The following is a 15008-nucleotide window of genomic DNA, read 5'->3' as shown; positions in this document are numbered from 1 at the left end:
ACCGCGGGCGAGGGTTGAGCCGACCCCATGGCCGGCTCGCGCCAGCGGCGCGGTAATCACCGCGCAGCCTGATGACGGCCACTTAGAAGCAAAAGGAATATCATCCGCTGACACAACACGCGCGCGCTACCGCCCGCGCTGGTAGGCTGCACGCCCCCCTGTCGCCCCTTTCGGTGAGCCGAGCCCGTGATCGAGTTCCAGCGCCTGCACAAGTCCTATGCCGTGGCCGGCCGCACCGTGAGTGCCCTGCAGCCACTGGATCTGTCGATCGAGGCCGGTGAGGTCTTCGGCATCATCGGCCATTCCGGGGCCGGCAAGTCCACCCTGATCCGCATGATCAACCGTCTGGAAGAACCCAGCGGCGGTCGCCTGCTGATCGACGGCCAGGACGCCACCGCATTGGACGCCGAGGGTCTGCGCGCGCTGCGCCGGCGTATCGGCATGATCTTCCAGCACTTCAACCTGCTGTCCTCGCGTACGGTGGCGGCCAATGTCGCCTTCCCGCTGGAACTGGCCGGTACGCCGCGCGCGGAGATCGACGCGCGGGTCGCCGAACTGCTGCAGACCGTGGGCCTGCAGGCGCACGCCGACAAGTATCCGGCACAGCTTTCCGGCGGGCAGAAGCAGCGCGTGGGCATTGCCCGCGCACTGGCCACGCGTCCGCAGATCCTGCTGTGCGACGAGGCCACCAGTGCGCTGGATCCGCAGACCACCGCCTCGGTGCTGGCCCTGCTGGCGAAGATCAACCGCGAGCTGGGGCTGACCATCGTGCTGATCACCCATGAGATGGACGTGATCCGCCGCGTCTGTGACCGCGTTGCGGTACTCGACGCCGGCCAGCTGGTGGAGACCGGCCCGGTCACCGAGGTGTTCCTGCACCCGCAGCACGTCACCACGCGGCGGTTTGTCAGCGAGTCCGAACACGTGGACGAGGGCACCCTGCACCGTGATTTCGATGCAGTGACCGGCACCATCGTGCGGCTGACCTTCCTCGGCGGCGACACCTACCAGCCGCTGCTGGGCAGCGTCGCGCGCCAGACCGGCGTGGACTACAACATCCTGTCCGGACGGATCGACCGCATCAAAGACACGCCGTATGGCCAGCTGATCGTCTCGCTGGTCGGCGGCGACCAATCCGCCGCGCAGGCTGCCTTCGCCGCCGCCGGTGTTCATGTGCAGGAGCTGCGTCGATGATCTTTGCCACCGCCGGCGGTTTCTTCCGCCATCTCGATGCGGCCAAGTGGGCCGATATCGGCCAGGCCACCGTCGATACCCTGCTGATGCTGGCCGGGTCGCTGCCGCTGACGCTGGCCATCGGCCTGCCGCTGGGCGTGCTGCTGTACCTGTTCGGCGCGCCGCAGATGAAGCGTCGCCCCTTCGCCTACGGCGGGCTGGCGCTGGTGGTCAACCTGCTGCGCTCGGTGCCCTTCATCATCCTGATGATCGTGCTGATTCCGGTCACCCTGGCGTTGATGGGCACGTCGCTCGGGGTGCGCGGCGCGATCGTGCCGCTGGTGATCGGCGCGGCCCCGTTCTATGCGCGCCTGGTGGAAACCGCGCTGCGCGAGGTCGACCGCGGCGTCATCGAGGCAACCCAGGCGATGGGCGCCACCACCTGGCAGCTGGTGACCCGGGTGCTGCTGCCCGAAGCGCGTCCTGGCCTGATCGCCGGGGCCACGGTGACCACCGTGGCCCTCATCGGCTTCACCGCCATGGGTGGTGCCATCGGTTCCGGCGGTCTGGGTGACCTTGCCTTCCGCGATGGTTACCAGCGCTCGCACACCGATGTGGCCCTGGTCACGGTGGTGCTGCTGCTGGTGCTGGTGCAGGTGCTGCAGATGGTCGGCGACCGTCTGGTCGTCCGCTACACCCGTCGCTGAGCGCGCCGGCCGCCGACCTAGTTGGCCGGCTCAGCGCATCAACGATTGGCGCAGCACGATGAGCTCCCAGCGCTCGGCGAAGTCCACTTCGGCCAGTTGCCGGTACTCCGGTGGAATGGGCTGGTTCTGTCCCAGGTTCTCGAGCTTGGGAATGAAATCATTGCTGGCCGGCCTGGCCGGATAGCTCGACCACGGGTTGAGCAGCGGATGGAAGCCGTTGACCGGCAGCACCTGCCTGGCTGGATCTTCGTTGGTGCGGCCGTTGAGTACACCGGCAGCGCCCACGAACAGGCGCCACTGCCGCTTGCCATCGCCGTGCAGGCTGTGGATGCGGTCGGCAAACCACTCCCAGCGCTGGTCGCGGTCGGTGGTGCAGGGCCGGGTGATCAGCTGCCCGTACGCGTGCGCGCCGCTGGTCAGCAGCTGCAGGCAGCGGCGTGAGCCACGGTTGATGTAGCGCCCCTGCATGTCCAGCTGCCATTGTGACCCCGTCTCGCGCTGCCAGCCCTCACGGCTGACATCGGGGCAGCCGGCCAGACGCACCTGGCCGTCGACATCGCGCAGGCAGCCGCCGTTGCCGGCCTTGGACTGGATGAACACGGTGGGCTCGGGCGTCAGAAACAATGAACTCGCATCCACGCTGAGCGTGATCGCGGCCTGCGGCTGGGTATCGGCGATCTCGACCGATCCGATCCCGCCGAGGATTTCGCGGTTGCGGACCCCGCCCTGGACCGTGACTGCCACGGCGCCATCGTACTGCCCGGGAATCAGCCATTCCGACATCACTTCTGGCGAGTTCTGGCGCATCGTCGGCGTCATCCGCTGCGGGGTGGCCGGATTACCGAAGTAGTTGCGGTCGTTGACGATGAAGTCCGCCAGTGGCATCTCCCATTGGCTGCGGACCGCGTTGCCGGGTTGCGCGCTGGCGCCGTCACGCAGCGAGTAGTCCTTGAGCTTGAAGGCCAGCGAGTTGTTGATGCTGTGTTCGCGGGTGAAGTCGAAGCTCAGCGCTTTCTTCGCGGCGAAATTGCGTACCTGGTTCTGCAGCCCCTTGGTGGCATCGAGACTGAAGCCACTGCCATAGGACGTGCGGCTGGTCGTGGTCTGGGCGACCTCGATCTCGGTACGCGGGTCGGCGCGCGGTTCCCAGGCACGCAACCGCGGGGGGGCATTGCCGGTCGGCAGCCCCACCTCGTGCGAGAGCGTGTAGTTGCCCGGCACCACCAGGAACGGCTGGCGCATGCCGTTGTCGTGCGGGCGCATCACATGGCGTGTTTTCAGCGTCATCGCGAGCACGTTGAACGAGGGCCCGGTACTGCGGGTCAGCGTGCCGGTCAGCGCGACCAGACTACCGTTGCCCGAGTTCGCCAGCCGGGTCTCGACGAAGGCAATGGTTGGCACGCTGATGCTGGCGGCATCGGGGTTGGCCTGCGCCATGCGGCCTGCGGGCATGCGGGGCAGCATGAGACGACGCAGCTGGCGTGCCAGCCGTCGCTGCACGCGCGGGTCGTTGTCGGCCAGATCCACGCTGAGCACATGGGTGGCGCCGTCGGCGGCACGCCGCTGGTAGATCGCCATCGAGGCGCTCGAGGCCACACTGAACAGCGTACGCAGACGCGTGTCGCCCAATGCGTTGACCGTGCCGCGCAGCACCGCCACCGGATGGCCGGCGCTGAAGGCAGCTGCGGCTGCGGCACGCTGCGCGGGCCGGCCGAGTGCCGTGTCGGTGTACCAGCGCAGTTCCGGCACGCCGCGTACCCGCGGGTTGCGCGACTGCATCGACGCCGGTGGGGCATCACCGAGCAGCAGGGACAACTGGTCCAGGGGCAGGCGGCCATGGTCGGCTTCTCCTGCGGCGGCCAGGGCAGCGTTGGCAGTCAGCAGGGCGAACGGAACGAACAGGCAGGCAGGAAGTTTCATTCGAGCGCTCCAGACGGGAAGACGTCGTCGGCAGTGCCGACGCTGTCATCCTGCTGCAGCGTGTGGATGTCGTTCCGGGGCCGGGTTGGCAGTTGCTGTCAGATCAACTGAAACTGGCGTTTTGTGCCCGTACTGCCTTTGAATGTCGCATCAGGCGCGTTCTTCAGCGAACGTTCGGAACCTCGAAGCCTAGGCGATCGACCTGTTCGGGATGTTGTGGTACCCGCTTCAGCTTGTCGGTGTTCACCCCGTATTCGTCACGCAGACGCGCGGCCAGTTCGCGGTACAGCTCGCGGTCCATGTCCGGCTTGCGTGCGAAGATCCAGGCCATTTCGCGGCCGGGATAACCGATCAGTGCCCAGGAGTAGTCGGGCGCCACTTCCAGCACCCGGGAGTTGGTCGGGATAACCCGGTAGAACCACGTGCGCCACCTATGGTTGCCGCTGTCCTCATCGACGCTGGCACGCGCTTTCAGCTCCTCGACCGGCTCGCCGAAGCCTTCCCGGTAGCGGTAGACGATGCTGACCTTCTGCGAATCGCGCAGAGTGTACTCATTGACGCTGGCCACATGGCCGCGCTCGATCATGTTCGGCACACGGCCGATGACATACCAGGTGCCCATGAAGCGTTGCAGGTCGACCGGCGCGGAGGGATCGCCACGGTTGGCCGCAGCGGACACCGCTGCGGGCGGATCAACGGCTGCGACAGCAGGTCCGGCCAGCAGGGCGGACAGCAGCACAGCGCACATCGGGCGGATCAGGAACATCTGCAGCGGGCTCCGTTCAGGGCTTGCCCGAGCATGGTCGGCGGTGTGCGCAGGTCCGTCAATGGGCTGCGGGTGAAGGTATTCCGCTGCGTGTAGAGCGGAGCTCTGCCCCGCTGATCCGGCGGCTGACCTACCCATTGATCCGCGCGGCCCACTGGCGGCTCACCTGACCTTCGACACAGGCTGGAGCGGCGGGCCAGTGCTAGTTTCTGGGCGCTTATGACTGCCAGGAACCGCAATGTCAAAACTCACTTCTGCCTGCCTTCTGGCCGGCATGCTGACGGCCGCCTCCGCGGGGACCGCGATGGCCGCTGAAAACTCGCCTGCCGACCGCTACGCCTGGCTGGAGGAGGTCACCGGTGACAAACCGCTGGCGTGGGTCAGGGAGCAGAACGCCAGGTCCGAAGGCCGTCTGGCCCAGACCCCGCAGTTCAAGGCGATGGAGGCGAGCATCCGTGAAGTGCTCGACTCGGACGCGAAGATCCCGGGCGTCACCAAGATTGGCGATTACTACTACAACTTCTGGAAGGACCAGCAGCACGAGCGTGGCCTGTGGCGCCGCACCACGCTGGAGGAGTACCGCAAGGCCGCGCCGAAGTGGGAGACCGTGCTGGACCTGGACGCATTGAACAAGGCCGAGGGCGAGAACTGGGTGTGGCACGGCGCTGACTGCCTGCGTCCGGACTACAGCCGCTGCCTGATCGCGCTGTCGCGTGGTGGTGCTGATGCCGATGTGACCCGCGAGTTCGACCTGGCCAACAAGCGCTGGGTCACCGACGGCTTCTTCCGTCCCGAATCCAAGGGCGGGCTGGGGTGGATCGACAGCGATAATGTGTTCGTCTACACCGACTTCGGCGATGGCACGATGACCAGCTCGGGCTATCCGCGCGTGGCCAAGCGCTGGACCCGCGGCACGCCGATGGCCGAGGCCCGCGTGGTCTACGAAGGCAAGGCCGATGACATGTACATCGCCGCCTTCCACGACGACACGCCCGGTTACGAGCGCAACCTGGTCAGCCGCACGCTGGCCTTCTACAACAACGAGGTCTACCTGCTTGGCGACGACGCCAAGCTGACCCGGATCGATGCGCCGAACTCGGCCGAAAAGAGCCTGCACAAGGACTGGTTGACCCTGGAGCTGCGCGAACCCTGGACGGTCGGTGGCAAGACCTATGCGGCCGGCTCGCTGCTGGCCACCCGCCTGGATGCTTTCCTGGCGGGCAAGCGCGAGTTCGACGTGCTGTTCGCGCCGACCGACACCACCTCGCTGGCCGGTGCGGTATGGACGAAGAACCACGTGGTGCTCAATGTGCTGGACGACGTCAAGAACCGTCTTTCGGTACTGACCCACGGGGCCAGCGGCTGGACCACCAGTGAGTTCGTCGGCGCCCCGGCCTTCGGCACGCTCGGTGTGGGCGCGGTGGACAGCAATGAGAGCGACGCGGTGTGGCTGACCGCCACCGACTACCTGACCCCGACCACGCTGGCGCTGGCCGAGATCGGCAAGGCGCCGGAAACGCTGAAGACCATGCCGGCGTTCTTCAATGCCGAAGGCAAGGTCATCGAGCAGCACTTTGCCACCAGCAAGGACGGCACCCGCGTGCCGTACTTCGTGGTGCACGACAAGGACATGAAGCTCGATGGCTCCAACCCGACCCTCCTGTACGGCTACGGCGGCTTCGAGATCTCGCTGACCCCGGGCTACTCCGGCGGCATGGGCCGCGCCTGGCTGGAAAAGGGCGGGGTGTATGTGGTCGCCAACATCCGTGGCGGCGGTGAGTACGGCCCGCGCTGGCACCAGGCGGCGCTGAAGCAGAACCGTCACAAGGCGTACGAGGACATGGCCGCCGTCGCCCGCGACCTGACCACGCGCCGCATCACCTCGCCGCAGCACCTGGGCGTGCAGGGCGGCAGCAACGGCGGCCTGCTCACCGGCAACATGCTTACCCAGTACCCGGAGCTGTTCGGTGCGGTGGTGGTACAGGTACCGCTGCTGGACATGAAGCGCTACAGCCACCTGCTGGCCGGCGCCTCGTGGATGGCCGAGTACGGCAACCCGGATACCAGCGACTGGGAGTTCATCAAGACCTTCTCGCCGTATCACCTGTTCGATGCCAACAAGACCTACCCGCCGGTGCTGTTCACCACCTCGACCCGCGATGACCGCGTGCACCCGGGCCACGCGCGCAAGATGGCGGCGCTGATGATGGACGCCGGCAAGGACGTGACCTACTACGAGAACATCGAAGGCGGTCACGGCGGTGCGGCCAACAATGCGCAGGCCGCGCACATGTCCGCGCTGGCCTACAGCTTCCTGTGGGAGCGTCTGGGCGGCAAGTGAGTCAACGGGAACGCCTGCAATGAACAACGCCGCCTTCGGGCGGCGTTTTTTCTGCATGCGCGCGTATCAGCGTGGTGACGGCCGATGGCCGTCACCCACCGGGCTCAGCCACCGCCGGCACCGCTCCAGCTGCGCAGGCCGCGCGCGATGCGCTCCACCGCCTGCTGCAGGCGCTCCACCGGCTGGGTGTAGGCCAGTCGTACGTGCTGGTTGGCACGATGGAAGCCGAAATCCAGCCCGGGCGTAAAGGCCACATGCTCGGTTTCGAGGAAATGCCTGCAGAACGCCTGCGCATCATCGGTGAAGGCGCTGACATCTGCGTACAGATAGAACGCGCCCTGCGGCTCGATTTCGATGCGGAAGCCCAGCTCGCGCAAGGCCGGCAACAGGAAGTCACGGCGCTGTGCGAAGGCATGCCGACGCTGCTCGAACACCGCCATGGCCTCGTCGCTGAAACACGCCAGTGCCGCATGCTGGGCGATGCTGGAAGCGCTGATGTACAGATTCTGCGCCAGTTTCTCCAGCTCGGGCACCGCCTGCGGCGGTGCCACAAGCCAGCCCAGGCGCCAGCCGGTCATGCCGAAATACTTGGAGAAGCTGTTGAGCACGAATGCATCGTCGTCCACCTCCAGCACGCTGGGTGCATCCAGCCCGTAGGTCAGGCCGTGGTAGATCTCGTCAACAACCAGATGCCCGCCGCGCGTGTGCAGTGAAGCCGACAAGGCGGCCAGCTGGTCGGCCGCCAGCACGGTGCCGGTCGGGTTGGCCGGTGACGCCACCAGTGCACCGACGCTGTCGCCGTTCCAATGCTGCTGCACCAGCTCCGGCGTGAGCTGGTAGGCGCTCTGCGGTCCCACCGGGATCAGCTGCGCAGCGCCCTCGACCAGCCGCAGAAAATGCCGGTTGCACGGATAGCCGGGATCGGCCAGCAGCCAATGGCGGCCCGGGTCGACCAGCAGACTGCTGGCGAGCAGCAGTGCACCGGAACCACCGGGCGTGATCAGGATGCGCTGCGGATCGATGTCGAGCCGATAACGCGAGCCGTAGAAACCCGCGATGGCCTCCCGCAGCGCCGGCAGGCCCCGGGCGGCGGTGTAGCGGGTGTGGCCGGCAGCCAGTGCCTGCTGTCCGGCGCGCACGACGGGCTCAGCGGTGGTGAAGTCCGGTTCGCCGATTTCCAGATGGATCACATCGTGGCCGGCCTGCTCAAGCGCCTGCGCACGCGCCAGCAGGGTCATCACGTGGAACGGGGCGATCTGCTGGCTGCGCTGGCTGTATCGGTCTGCGGGGAAGGGGGTGTTCATGCGGTCATGGTACGCCGGCCCCGCATCGGGGGTAATGCTACAGTCAAGGCTTCCCGACCCTCCCGCGCGCGGGTCGGCTGACATGGAAGCCCCCGGATCCTATCAATGAAAACCCCTCTCAGCCTGCTGCTTGCGACCTTGATGACTACCACCACCACCGCCGCCCCCGTAGCCCCGCCCGACGTTGAAAAGCGCCCGCATACGGTGAAAGCGCCTTTTGGCGCGACCCGCAACGACGACTACTACTGGCTGCGTGACGACAAGCGCGAGGACAAGGCGATGCTGGCCTACCTCAACGCCGAGAACGCGTACGCGGACCAGGTGCTGGCCCCGCTCAAGCCCCTGCAGGAAACGCTGTACCAGGAAATCGTCGGGCGCATCAAGCAGGACGACGCGAGTGTGCCGGTGCGCGAGCGGGGCTACTGGTACTACACCCGCTATGAGACCGGCCAGGACTACCCGATCCATGCGCGGCGCGAAGGCAGCATGGACGGCGCCGAAGAGGTGCTGCTCAACGTCAACACGATGGCTGAGGGCAAGGGTTACTTCAGTGTCGGTGGCATGGAGATCAGCCAGAACAACCGCCTGATGGCGTGGGCCGACGACGATGTGGGCCGCCGCCAGTACACCCTGCGCTTCAAGGACCTGGCCAGCGGCAAGGTGCTGGACGATGTGATTCCCGGTACCTCCGGCGATGTGGTGTGGGCCGATGACAATCGCACGGTGCTGTATGTGGAGAACGATCCGGAGACCCTGCTCACCGTGCGGGTCAAGAAGCACGTACTGGGCACGCCGGTCAGCCAGGACGTGGTGGTCTACGAAGAAAAAGATGACAGCTTCTACATGGGCCTTGGCCGGACCCGCGACGACCGCTTCATCACCATCGGCGTGCACAGCACGGTCAGCTCGGAGGAGCGCTACGCGCCGGCCAGCGACCCCAGCACGTTCACGGTGCTGGCGCCGCGCCAGCGCGATGTGGAATACGGCGCCGACCATTACAACGGGCGCTGGGTCATCCGCACCAATGATGGTGCGAAGAACTTCAGGATTGTCACCGCGCCGAGCAACGCGACCTCGCGTGCACAGTGGCAGGATTGGATCGCGCATGACGATGCGGTCTATATCGAAGGCTTCGAGCTGTTTGACACGTACACGGCGATCAGCGAGCGTTCGCAGGGTCTGGAGCGCATCCGCCTGCTGTTCGCTGACGGCCGCAGCGACTACGTCAAGGCCGATGAGCCGGCCTATTCGATGGGCATCGGTGACAACACCGAAGGTGACACGCCTTGGCTGCGGTACGTATACACCTCGATGACCACGCCGACCACGGTGTATGAGCTCAACACCGCAACCGGCGAGCGCCGTCAGCTCAAACAGCAGCCGGTGATAGGCTATGACGCTGACAGGTACGAGACCGAGCGGGTCTGGGTCACCGCGCGCGATGGGGTCAAGGTGCCGGTGTCGCTGGTCTATCGCAAGGGTTACTCCAAGGATGGCAGCGGTGCGCTGTACCAGTACGCCTATGGCAGTTATGGCTCGTCGATGGACCCCTACTTCAACCAGACCGTGGTGAGTCTGCTTGACCGGGGCGTGGTCTACGCCATCGCGCACATCCGGGGCGGCCAGGAGATGGGCCGCGACTGGTACGAGAACGGCAAGCTGCTGCACAAGCAGAACACGTTCAACGACTTCGTCGATGTCACCCGTGAGCTGGTCAAGCAGGGCTGGGCAGCGCCTGACCGCGTGGCAGCCTCCGGCGGCAGTGCCGGTGGCCTGCTGATGGGCGCGGTAGCCAACCAGGCCCCACAGGATTACCGCGTGATGGTGGCGCAGGTTCCGTTCGTCGACGTGGTGACCACGATGCTCGACCCGACCATCCCGCTGACGACCAACGAGTATGACGAGTGGGGCAACCCGGAGCAGAAGACGTACTACGACTACATGCTGAAGTACTCCCCGTACGACAACGTCGTCGCGCAGACGTATCCCGCGCTGTTCGTCGGCACCGGGCTGTGGGATTCGCAGGTGCAGTACTGGGAGCCGGCCAAGTGGGTGGCCAGGCTGCGGGATCACAACACCGGCAGCGCGCCGATCGTGTTCCGGACCAACATGGAAGCCGGCCACGGTGGCAAGTCCGGGCGGTTCCGCCGCTATCAGGAGCTGGCCGAGTCGTATGCCTTCGTTCTGCAGCAGCTCGGCGTGGACATCACCAGGTAACCGCGCACAGCCGTGCCTTTGTAGCGCCGGGCTCTGCCCGGCGAGCGCGCTGCGCGCCACGCCGGATGTGGGGTCGCGGCAACGGCGTGACGACCAACGGTCGTCACCTACCGGCTTCACCACGCGCTGCAGCTGTTGGTAGGTGACGACCGTTGGTCGTCACGCCTCTGCGGCGTAGCCGTGCTTTCGTAGCGCCCGATGTTGTCTGGTCGGCGCGCGGGTTTGTGCTGGATGTGTGGCGACACCAGCGTGACGACCAACGGTCGTCACCTACCGGCTTCCTCACGCGTGGGACGCAGCTGGTGGTCATCACGCCTCTGCGGCGCAGCCGTGCTTGCGTGGCGCTCGATGTTGTCTGGCCATCACGCGTTTGATCCTGCGGCTGTGATGACTGCGTGGCAATCAGTGAACTGGTTCGCATTTTCAACGCATTTTCACGGTTTATCGGAAAACACCTACAGGGACGTAGGGTGTAATCCTGATGGGTGATGCTGAAGGCGTCAGGATAATGACGCCGTGCTGGCACGTATGGTCGCCACGCATCCGGCCATGAGGGCCACCACCGCATCGACGGTGCCATCACAGCGCTCAAGGAGTGAGCAGGACCCGTCACCCGCCCCAGTCAGTTGGCCCGACCACCGCGTGGTCCGCGTTGTCAGCTCATCCCCGTCCACAGAACGCCACCCGCCGCAGCGCCTCCGCGCTTCGGAGCAGGGACGCTTTGCCTCGCAGAGGCGTACAGAGGAATCAATGAATCGCATTTACCGCCTTGTCTTCAACCGCCAGCTGGGGGTCATGCAGGTGACCTCCGAACTGACCACCCGCGCCGGCAGCGCCGGCAGCGCCGGCGGCGCCTCCGACTCGCCGCTTCGCCGCAGCCTGCTCGCCGCTGCCATCACCCTGATGTGCAGCGTCCCGGTGGGCAGCGCGTTTGCCGTCGACACGCTGATCGATGCCGACCGCGAAATCACCGACACCCAGGTGTTCGGTGATGACCTGATCATCGGCGCCACCGGCAATGCGAAGCTGCGCGTCACTGGCAACGGCGTGGTCAATGCGTCCAGCGTGGACAACAACTCGGCCGTCGCGCGCGATGCCGGCACCGTGGCCAGCGTCGAGGTGGATGGCCCCAACGCCCAGTTCAACGTCAATGGGCGCTTTACCGTGGGGCTCAACGGCAACGGTACGGTGGACCTGCGCAATGGTGGCCGCTCCACCATCAGTTCGCTGCGCGTAGGTCAGAATGCGGGCTCGCAGGGCCGGGTGGTGCTGGCCAACACCGGTACCCAGCTCACCACCGGTTCGCTGTATGTAGGCATGCAGGGTGACGGCGCGCTCTCGCTGAGCTCCGGCGCACGCGCGGTGGTCAACGGCACGGGCGCCGACGCCGAGATCGGCATCAACAGGGCGGCGACGCTGGACATCAGCGGCGCCGGTTCCGAGCTGCAGGTGCTCAACCGTGGCCTGCTGCTGGGCCGCTATGCGGCGGGTACTGCGACCGTGGCCGACAGCGGCGCGCTCACCGTGGGCGGGCGTCTGGCCATCGGCACCGATGGCAGCTCCAGTGGTGATGGCGTGGGCACGCTGAACGTGAACACCGGCGGCAGCATCAATGCCAACAGCATGCTGATCGGCTCCGGCCTCTCCGGCGGCGGCGATGTGGTGGTCAACGGTGCCAGTTCGGTCAAGGTGGCCAACCGGCTGACGATTTCCGAAGGCCGTCGCGGCACGCTGAGCGTCAGTGAAGGCTCCACCGTCGAGGTGGGCAACCTGCGCATGGACGATCTGGGCGGCAATGTGGCCCGCCCGGCGGCCGGCAAGCTGAGCGTCGACGGCAGCACCCTGACCGTCAACGGCCTGCTGGCGGCAACCTCCAATGCGACCTTCAGCAACGGTGCGCAGATCACCAGTGGCAGCGCCTCGGTGCGCGACAGTGCCGAATCGACGATCCACACCCTGAGCGTGGAGGGTGCGCAGACCCGCTGGACCAATGCCGGTGCGCTGGATGTCAGCGGCAACCTGGCCATCACCAACGGCGCCGTGCTCAGCACCGATACCGCGCGCATCCACAGCGGCCAGTTCGCGTTCAATGTCGGCCGCGACGCGCGTGAGCAGGAAGCCACCCGGGTCAACGGCGCCGGCTCGCAGCTGGTGGCCAGCAACGGTATTGTCATCGACAACGAGAGCACCGTGGCCAACCGCGGCCAGCTGGTGGTGAGTGATGGCGGACTGGTCGACGCGGGTGCCACCGGCATCAGCATCGGTGCAGCCGGCCACCTGGTGATCGGCGGTGCCATCACCAGCCACACCGGCGACACGGCGGTGCCGACCATGGTCTTTGGCGGCGCCGAAGCGGCAGGCGTGCTGGCCGACGCCACCCGCATCGAGCTGGGCGGCGCACGTGCCGAGATCGACTTCAACCATACCGATGCCGATTACCGCTTCGACCACACGGTTGTATCCACCGCGGCGGTGAGCGTGACCGATGCCAGCGGCGTGATCCGCAACCTGGCTGGGACTACCACGCTCGGCGGCGATCTGTCCGGCTTCGGCGGCGTCATCCGCAACGTCGGCGGCAAGCTGGTGATCAACAGCGACACCTTCCTGCAGGCCAACCAGGACCGCGCGGGCGCCGGTACCACGTGGGCTCCGCAGGCGGTGTACGTGAGCGGGGGCGAACTGCAGGTCAACGGCGACCTGGGTGCGTTGTACGCGGCCAACGGCAAGTCGTGGGATGGCACGCAGCGTTCGTCGTTCGTGATCGCCTCCAATGGCGGCGTGCTCAGCGGTACCGGCAACACCGGCACCGTGTCGATCGTCCATGGCGGTGTGCTGGCACCTGGCGCCGACGGCGTGGGCACGTTCAACGTGCAGGGTGATGTCGGCTTCAACAGCATCATCAACAGCGGCCTGACGGTGTGGGAACCGACCCTGACTGCCTACGAGAAGGCCTTCTTCGACGTGGACATCAAGGGTGACGGCAGCGCCGACCGCGTGGTGGCCACCGGCAAGGCCACCATCGGCTCCAGCCGTGGCGAAGCCGGCGTGCGCGTCAATGCGCTCGACGCGCAGACCAGCTACCAGAACGGGCAGAGCTACGTGATCCTCGAAGCGGCCGGTGGTGTGGAAGGCACCTTCGCCGACGTGGTCAGCAAGTCGGCTTTCATCACCCCGACGCTGGCCTACACGGGCAACAGCGTGGCGCTGAACATCGCGCTCAACAGCCTGCCGCCGGTGGATCCGGTGGATCCGGTGGATCCGGTCGACCCGGTCGATCCGGTTGATCCGGTGGACCCGGTGGACCCGGTGGACCCGGTGGACCCGGTTGACCCGGTTGACCCGGTGGATCCGGTGGACCCGGTGGATCCGGTTGACCCGGTCGATCCGGTTGATCCGACGCCCCCGGTTGACCCCGTCGACCCGGTGACCCCGGTCGACCCTGCGCCGCCGGTCGATCCGGTCGCCCCGCCGCCGCTGGTGTTCGGCAGCGTGGCGCAGAGCTACAACCAGGCCCGCGTCGCTGCGTCGCTGGATACGCTGCAGCAGAGCGGCGCCGCCTTGGCCCTCTACAACCAGCTGCTGATGCACAGTGCCGAAGAAGCCCGCATGGCCTTCGACGACCTGTCCGGCGACGTGTTCCCCAGCAACCGCGCGCTGCTGCTGCAGGACCACTTCCTGCGTGATGCCATGGACAGCCGGTGGACGTTGGCCAGCGCGCTGCAGGCGGGTGATGTGGCCGGGTGGGTATCGGCCGGTGGCAGCCGCACCACGCTGGATGGGAACAGCAATGCCGGCAAACACCGCATCAACGGCACGGGCGTTTCGGTGGGCGTGGACTGGCAGGTGTCTGAAGGCTGGCGCATCGGCGCGGCCGGTGGCTACCAGGATGCGAAGATCACCGCCCAGGCACGCATCGCCGAAACCGATGTCGATGCCCGGTACGTCGGGCTGTACGCCGGCACCGACATGGGCCAGTCCTACCTGCGTGGTGGCGTCACCTACGCCGACTACGACCTGGACGTGCAGCGCACCGTGCGGATTGCCGGCGCCCCGCAGCGGCTGACCGCCTCGACTTCGGCCGACGCACTGACCGGCTTTGCCGAGGTGGGCTTCAATGCCGACCTGGGTGGCTGGACGCTGACTCCCTACCTCAATGCGGCGTACACCCGTCTGCAGAGCGACGCCTTCAGCGAAACCGGTGGCTCGGCCGCACTGGCCGTTGCCAAGGAGACCGACACGTGGTGGTCGGCTACGCTCGGTGCCCACGCCAGCTGGGATATCAGCGGCGGCGCCAGCGACGCGGCGCAGCTGTCCTTCGGCCTTGCCTGGCAGCATAGTGGCGGCGATGACGAGCTGTACGGCCGTCACCAGATCGTCGCAGGGGCCGATGCGTTCCAGGTTCAGGGCGTTCCGATGGCGCGCAACGTCGGCGTCGCCGATGTGGCCGTGGCGGTCAACACGACCGAACGCAGCCGCCTGCAGTTCGGCGCCCAGGGCCGCAAGGGCGATGGTCTGACCGACCTCGGCGCATACCTGAACTGGCACGTCCGGTTCTGATGCGGTAACCGCCGTGCACCGCC

Annotated in this window: 8 protein-coding genes; 5 read left to right on the top strand and 3 right to left on the bottom strand. The window is 66.6% G+C overall.

What is annotated here, in order from left to right:
• Nucleotides 1-186 precede the first annotated feature (186 nt).
• Both RZA67_RS13840 and RZA67_RS13835 read left to right on the top strand, forming a co-directional pair.
• Nucleotides 187-1194, top strand: coding sequence for a methionine ABC transporter ATP-binding protein (locus RZA67_RS13840; RefSeq protein ID WP_317213305.1), 1008 nt, complete (start codon nucleotides 187-189; stop codon nucleotides 1192-1194).
• Nucleotides 1191-1880, top strand: a complete 690-nt coding sequence (locus RZA67_RS13835) for a methionine ABC transporter permease (RefSeq protein WP_317213304.1) — start codon at nucleotides 1191-1193, stop codon at nucleotides 1878-1880. Before RZA67_RS13840 ends, RZA67_RS13835 begins: the two co-directional genes overlap by 4 nt.
• A 30-nt stretch (nucleotides 1881-1910) precedes the next feature.
• Here RZA67_RS13835 and RZA67_RS13830 read toward each other — a convergent pair whose 3' ends face one another.
• Together RZA67_RS13830 and RZA67_RS13825 are read right to left on the bottom strand one after the other, a co-directional pair.
• The gene (locus tag RZA67_RS13830; protein WP_317213303.1) at nucleotides 1911-3800 is read right to left on the bottom strand and encodes an RICIN domain-containing protein; all 1890 of its coding nucleotides are present in this window, start codon (nucleotides 3798-3800) and stop codon (nucleotides 1911-1913) included.
• A gap of 163 nt (nucleotides 3801-3963) precedes the next feature.
• Nucleotides 3964-4566 carry a lipocalin family protein gene (locus RZA67_RS13825; protein WP_317213302.1) on the bottom strand — a complete coding sequence of 201 codons (603 nt, stop codon included), beginning with the start codon at nucleotides 4564-4566 and terminating at the stop codon, nucleotides 3964-3966.
• A 238-nt stretch (nucleotides 4567-4804) separates the two neighbouring features.
• On the opposite strand from RZA67_RS13825, the gene RZA67_RS13820 reads away from it, so the two are divergent.
• Nucleotides 4805-6907 (top strand): prolyl oligopeptidase family serine peptidase, encoded by a 2103-nt coding sequence (locus RZA67_RS13820; RefSeq protein WP_317213301.1) that lies wholly within the window; start codon nucleotides 4805-4807, stop codon nucleotides 6905-6907.
• Nucleotides 6908-7011: 104 nt separating this feature from the next.
• Here RZA67_RS13820 and RZA67_RS13815 read toward each other — a convergent pair whose 3' ends face one another.
• The gene (locus RZA67_RS13815) at nucleotides 7012-8211 is read right to left on the bottom strand and encodes a pyridoxal phosphate-dependent aminotransferase (protein ID WP_317213300.1); all 1200 of its coding nucleotides are present in this window, start codon (nucleotides 8209-8211) and stop codon (nucleotides 7012-7014) included.
• A gap of 105 nt (nucleotides 8212-8316) precedes the next feature.
• On the opposite strand from RZA67_RS13815, the gene RZA67_RS13810 reads away from it, so the two are divergent.
• Complete coding sequence (locus tag RZA67_RS13810; RefSeq protein WP_317213299.1) at nucleotides 8317-10428, top strand: S9 family peptidase; 2112 nt, start codon at nucleotides 8317-8319, stop codon at nucleotides 10426-10428.
• Between the two features lie 750 nt (nucleotides 10429-11178).
• On the top strand, nucleotides 11179-14985 hold the full coding sequence (locus RZA67_RS13805; protein ID WP_317213298.1) for an autotransporter domain-containing protein: 3807 nt from the start codon (nucleotides 11179-11181) through the stop codon (nucleotides 14983-14985).
• The last annotated feature ends 23 nt before the right edge of the window (nucleotides 14986-15008 follow it).

The sequence above is a fragment of the Stenotrophomonas sp. C3(2023) genome (assembly GCF_032911385.1).
Classification (GTDB): domain Bacteria; phylum Pseudomonadota; class Gammaproteobacteria; order Xanthomonadales; family Xanthomonadaceae; genus Stenotrophomonas.
The sequence above is the reverse complement of the archived record's forward strand: the minus strand, read 5'-3'. Positions and strand labels throughout refer to the sequence as shown.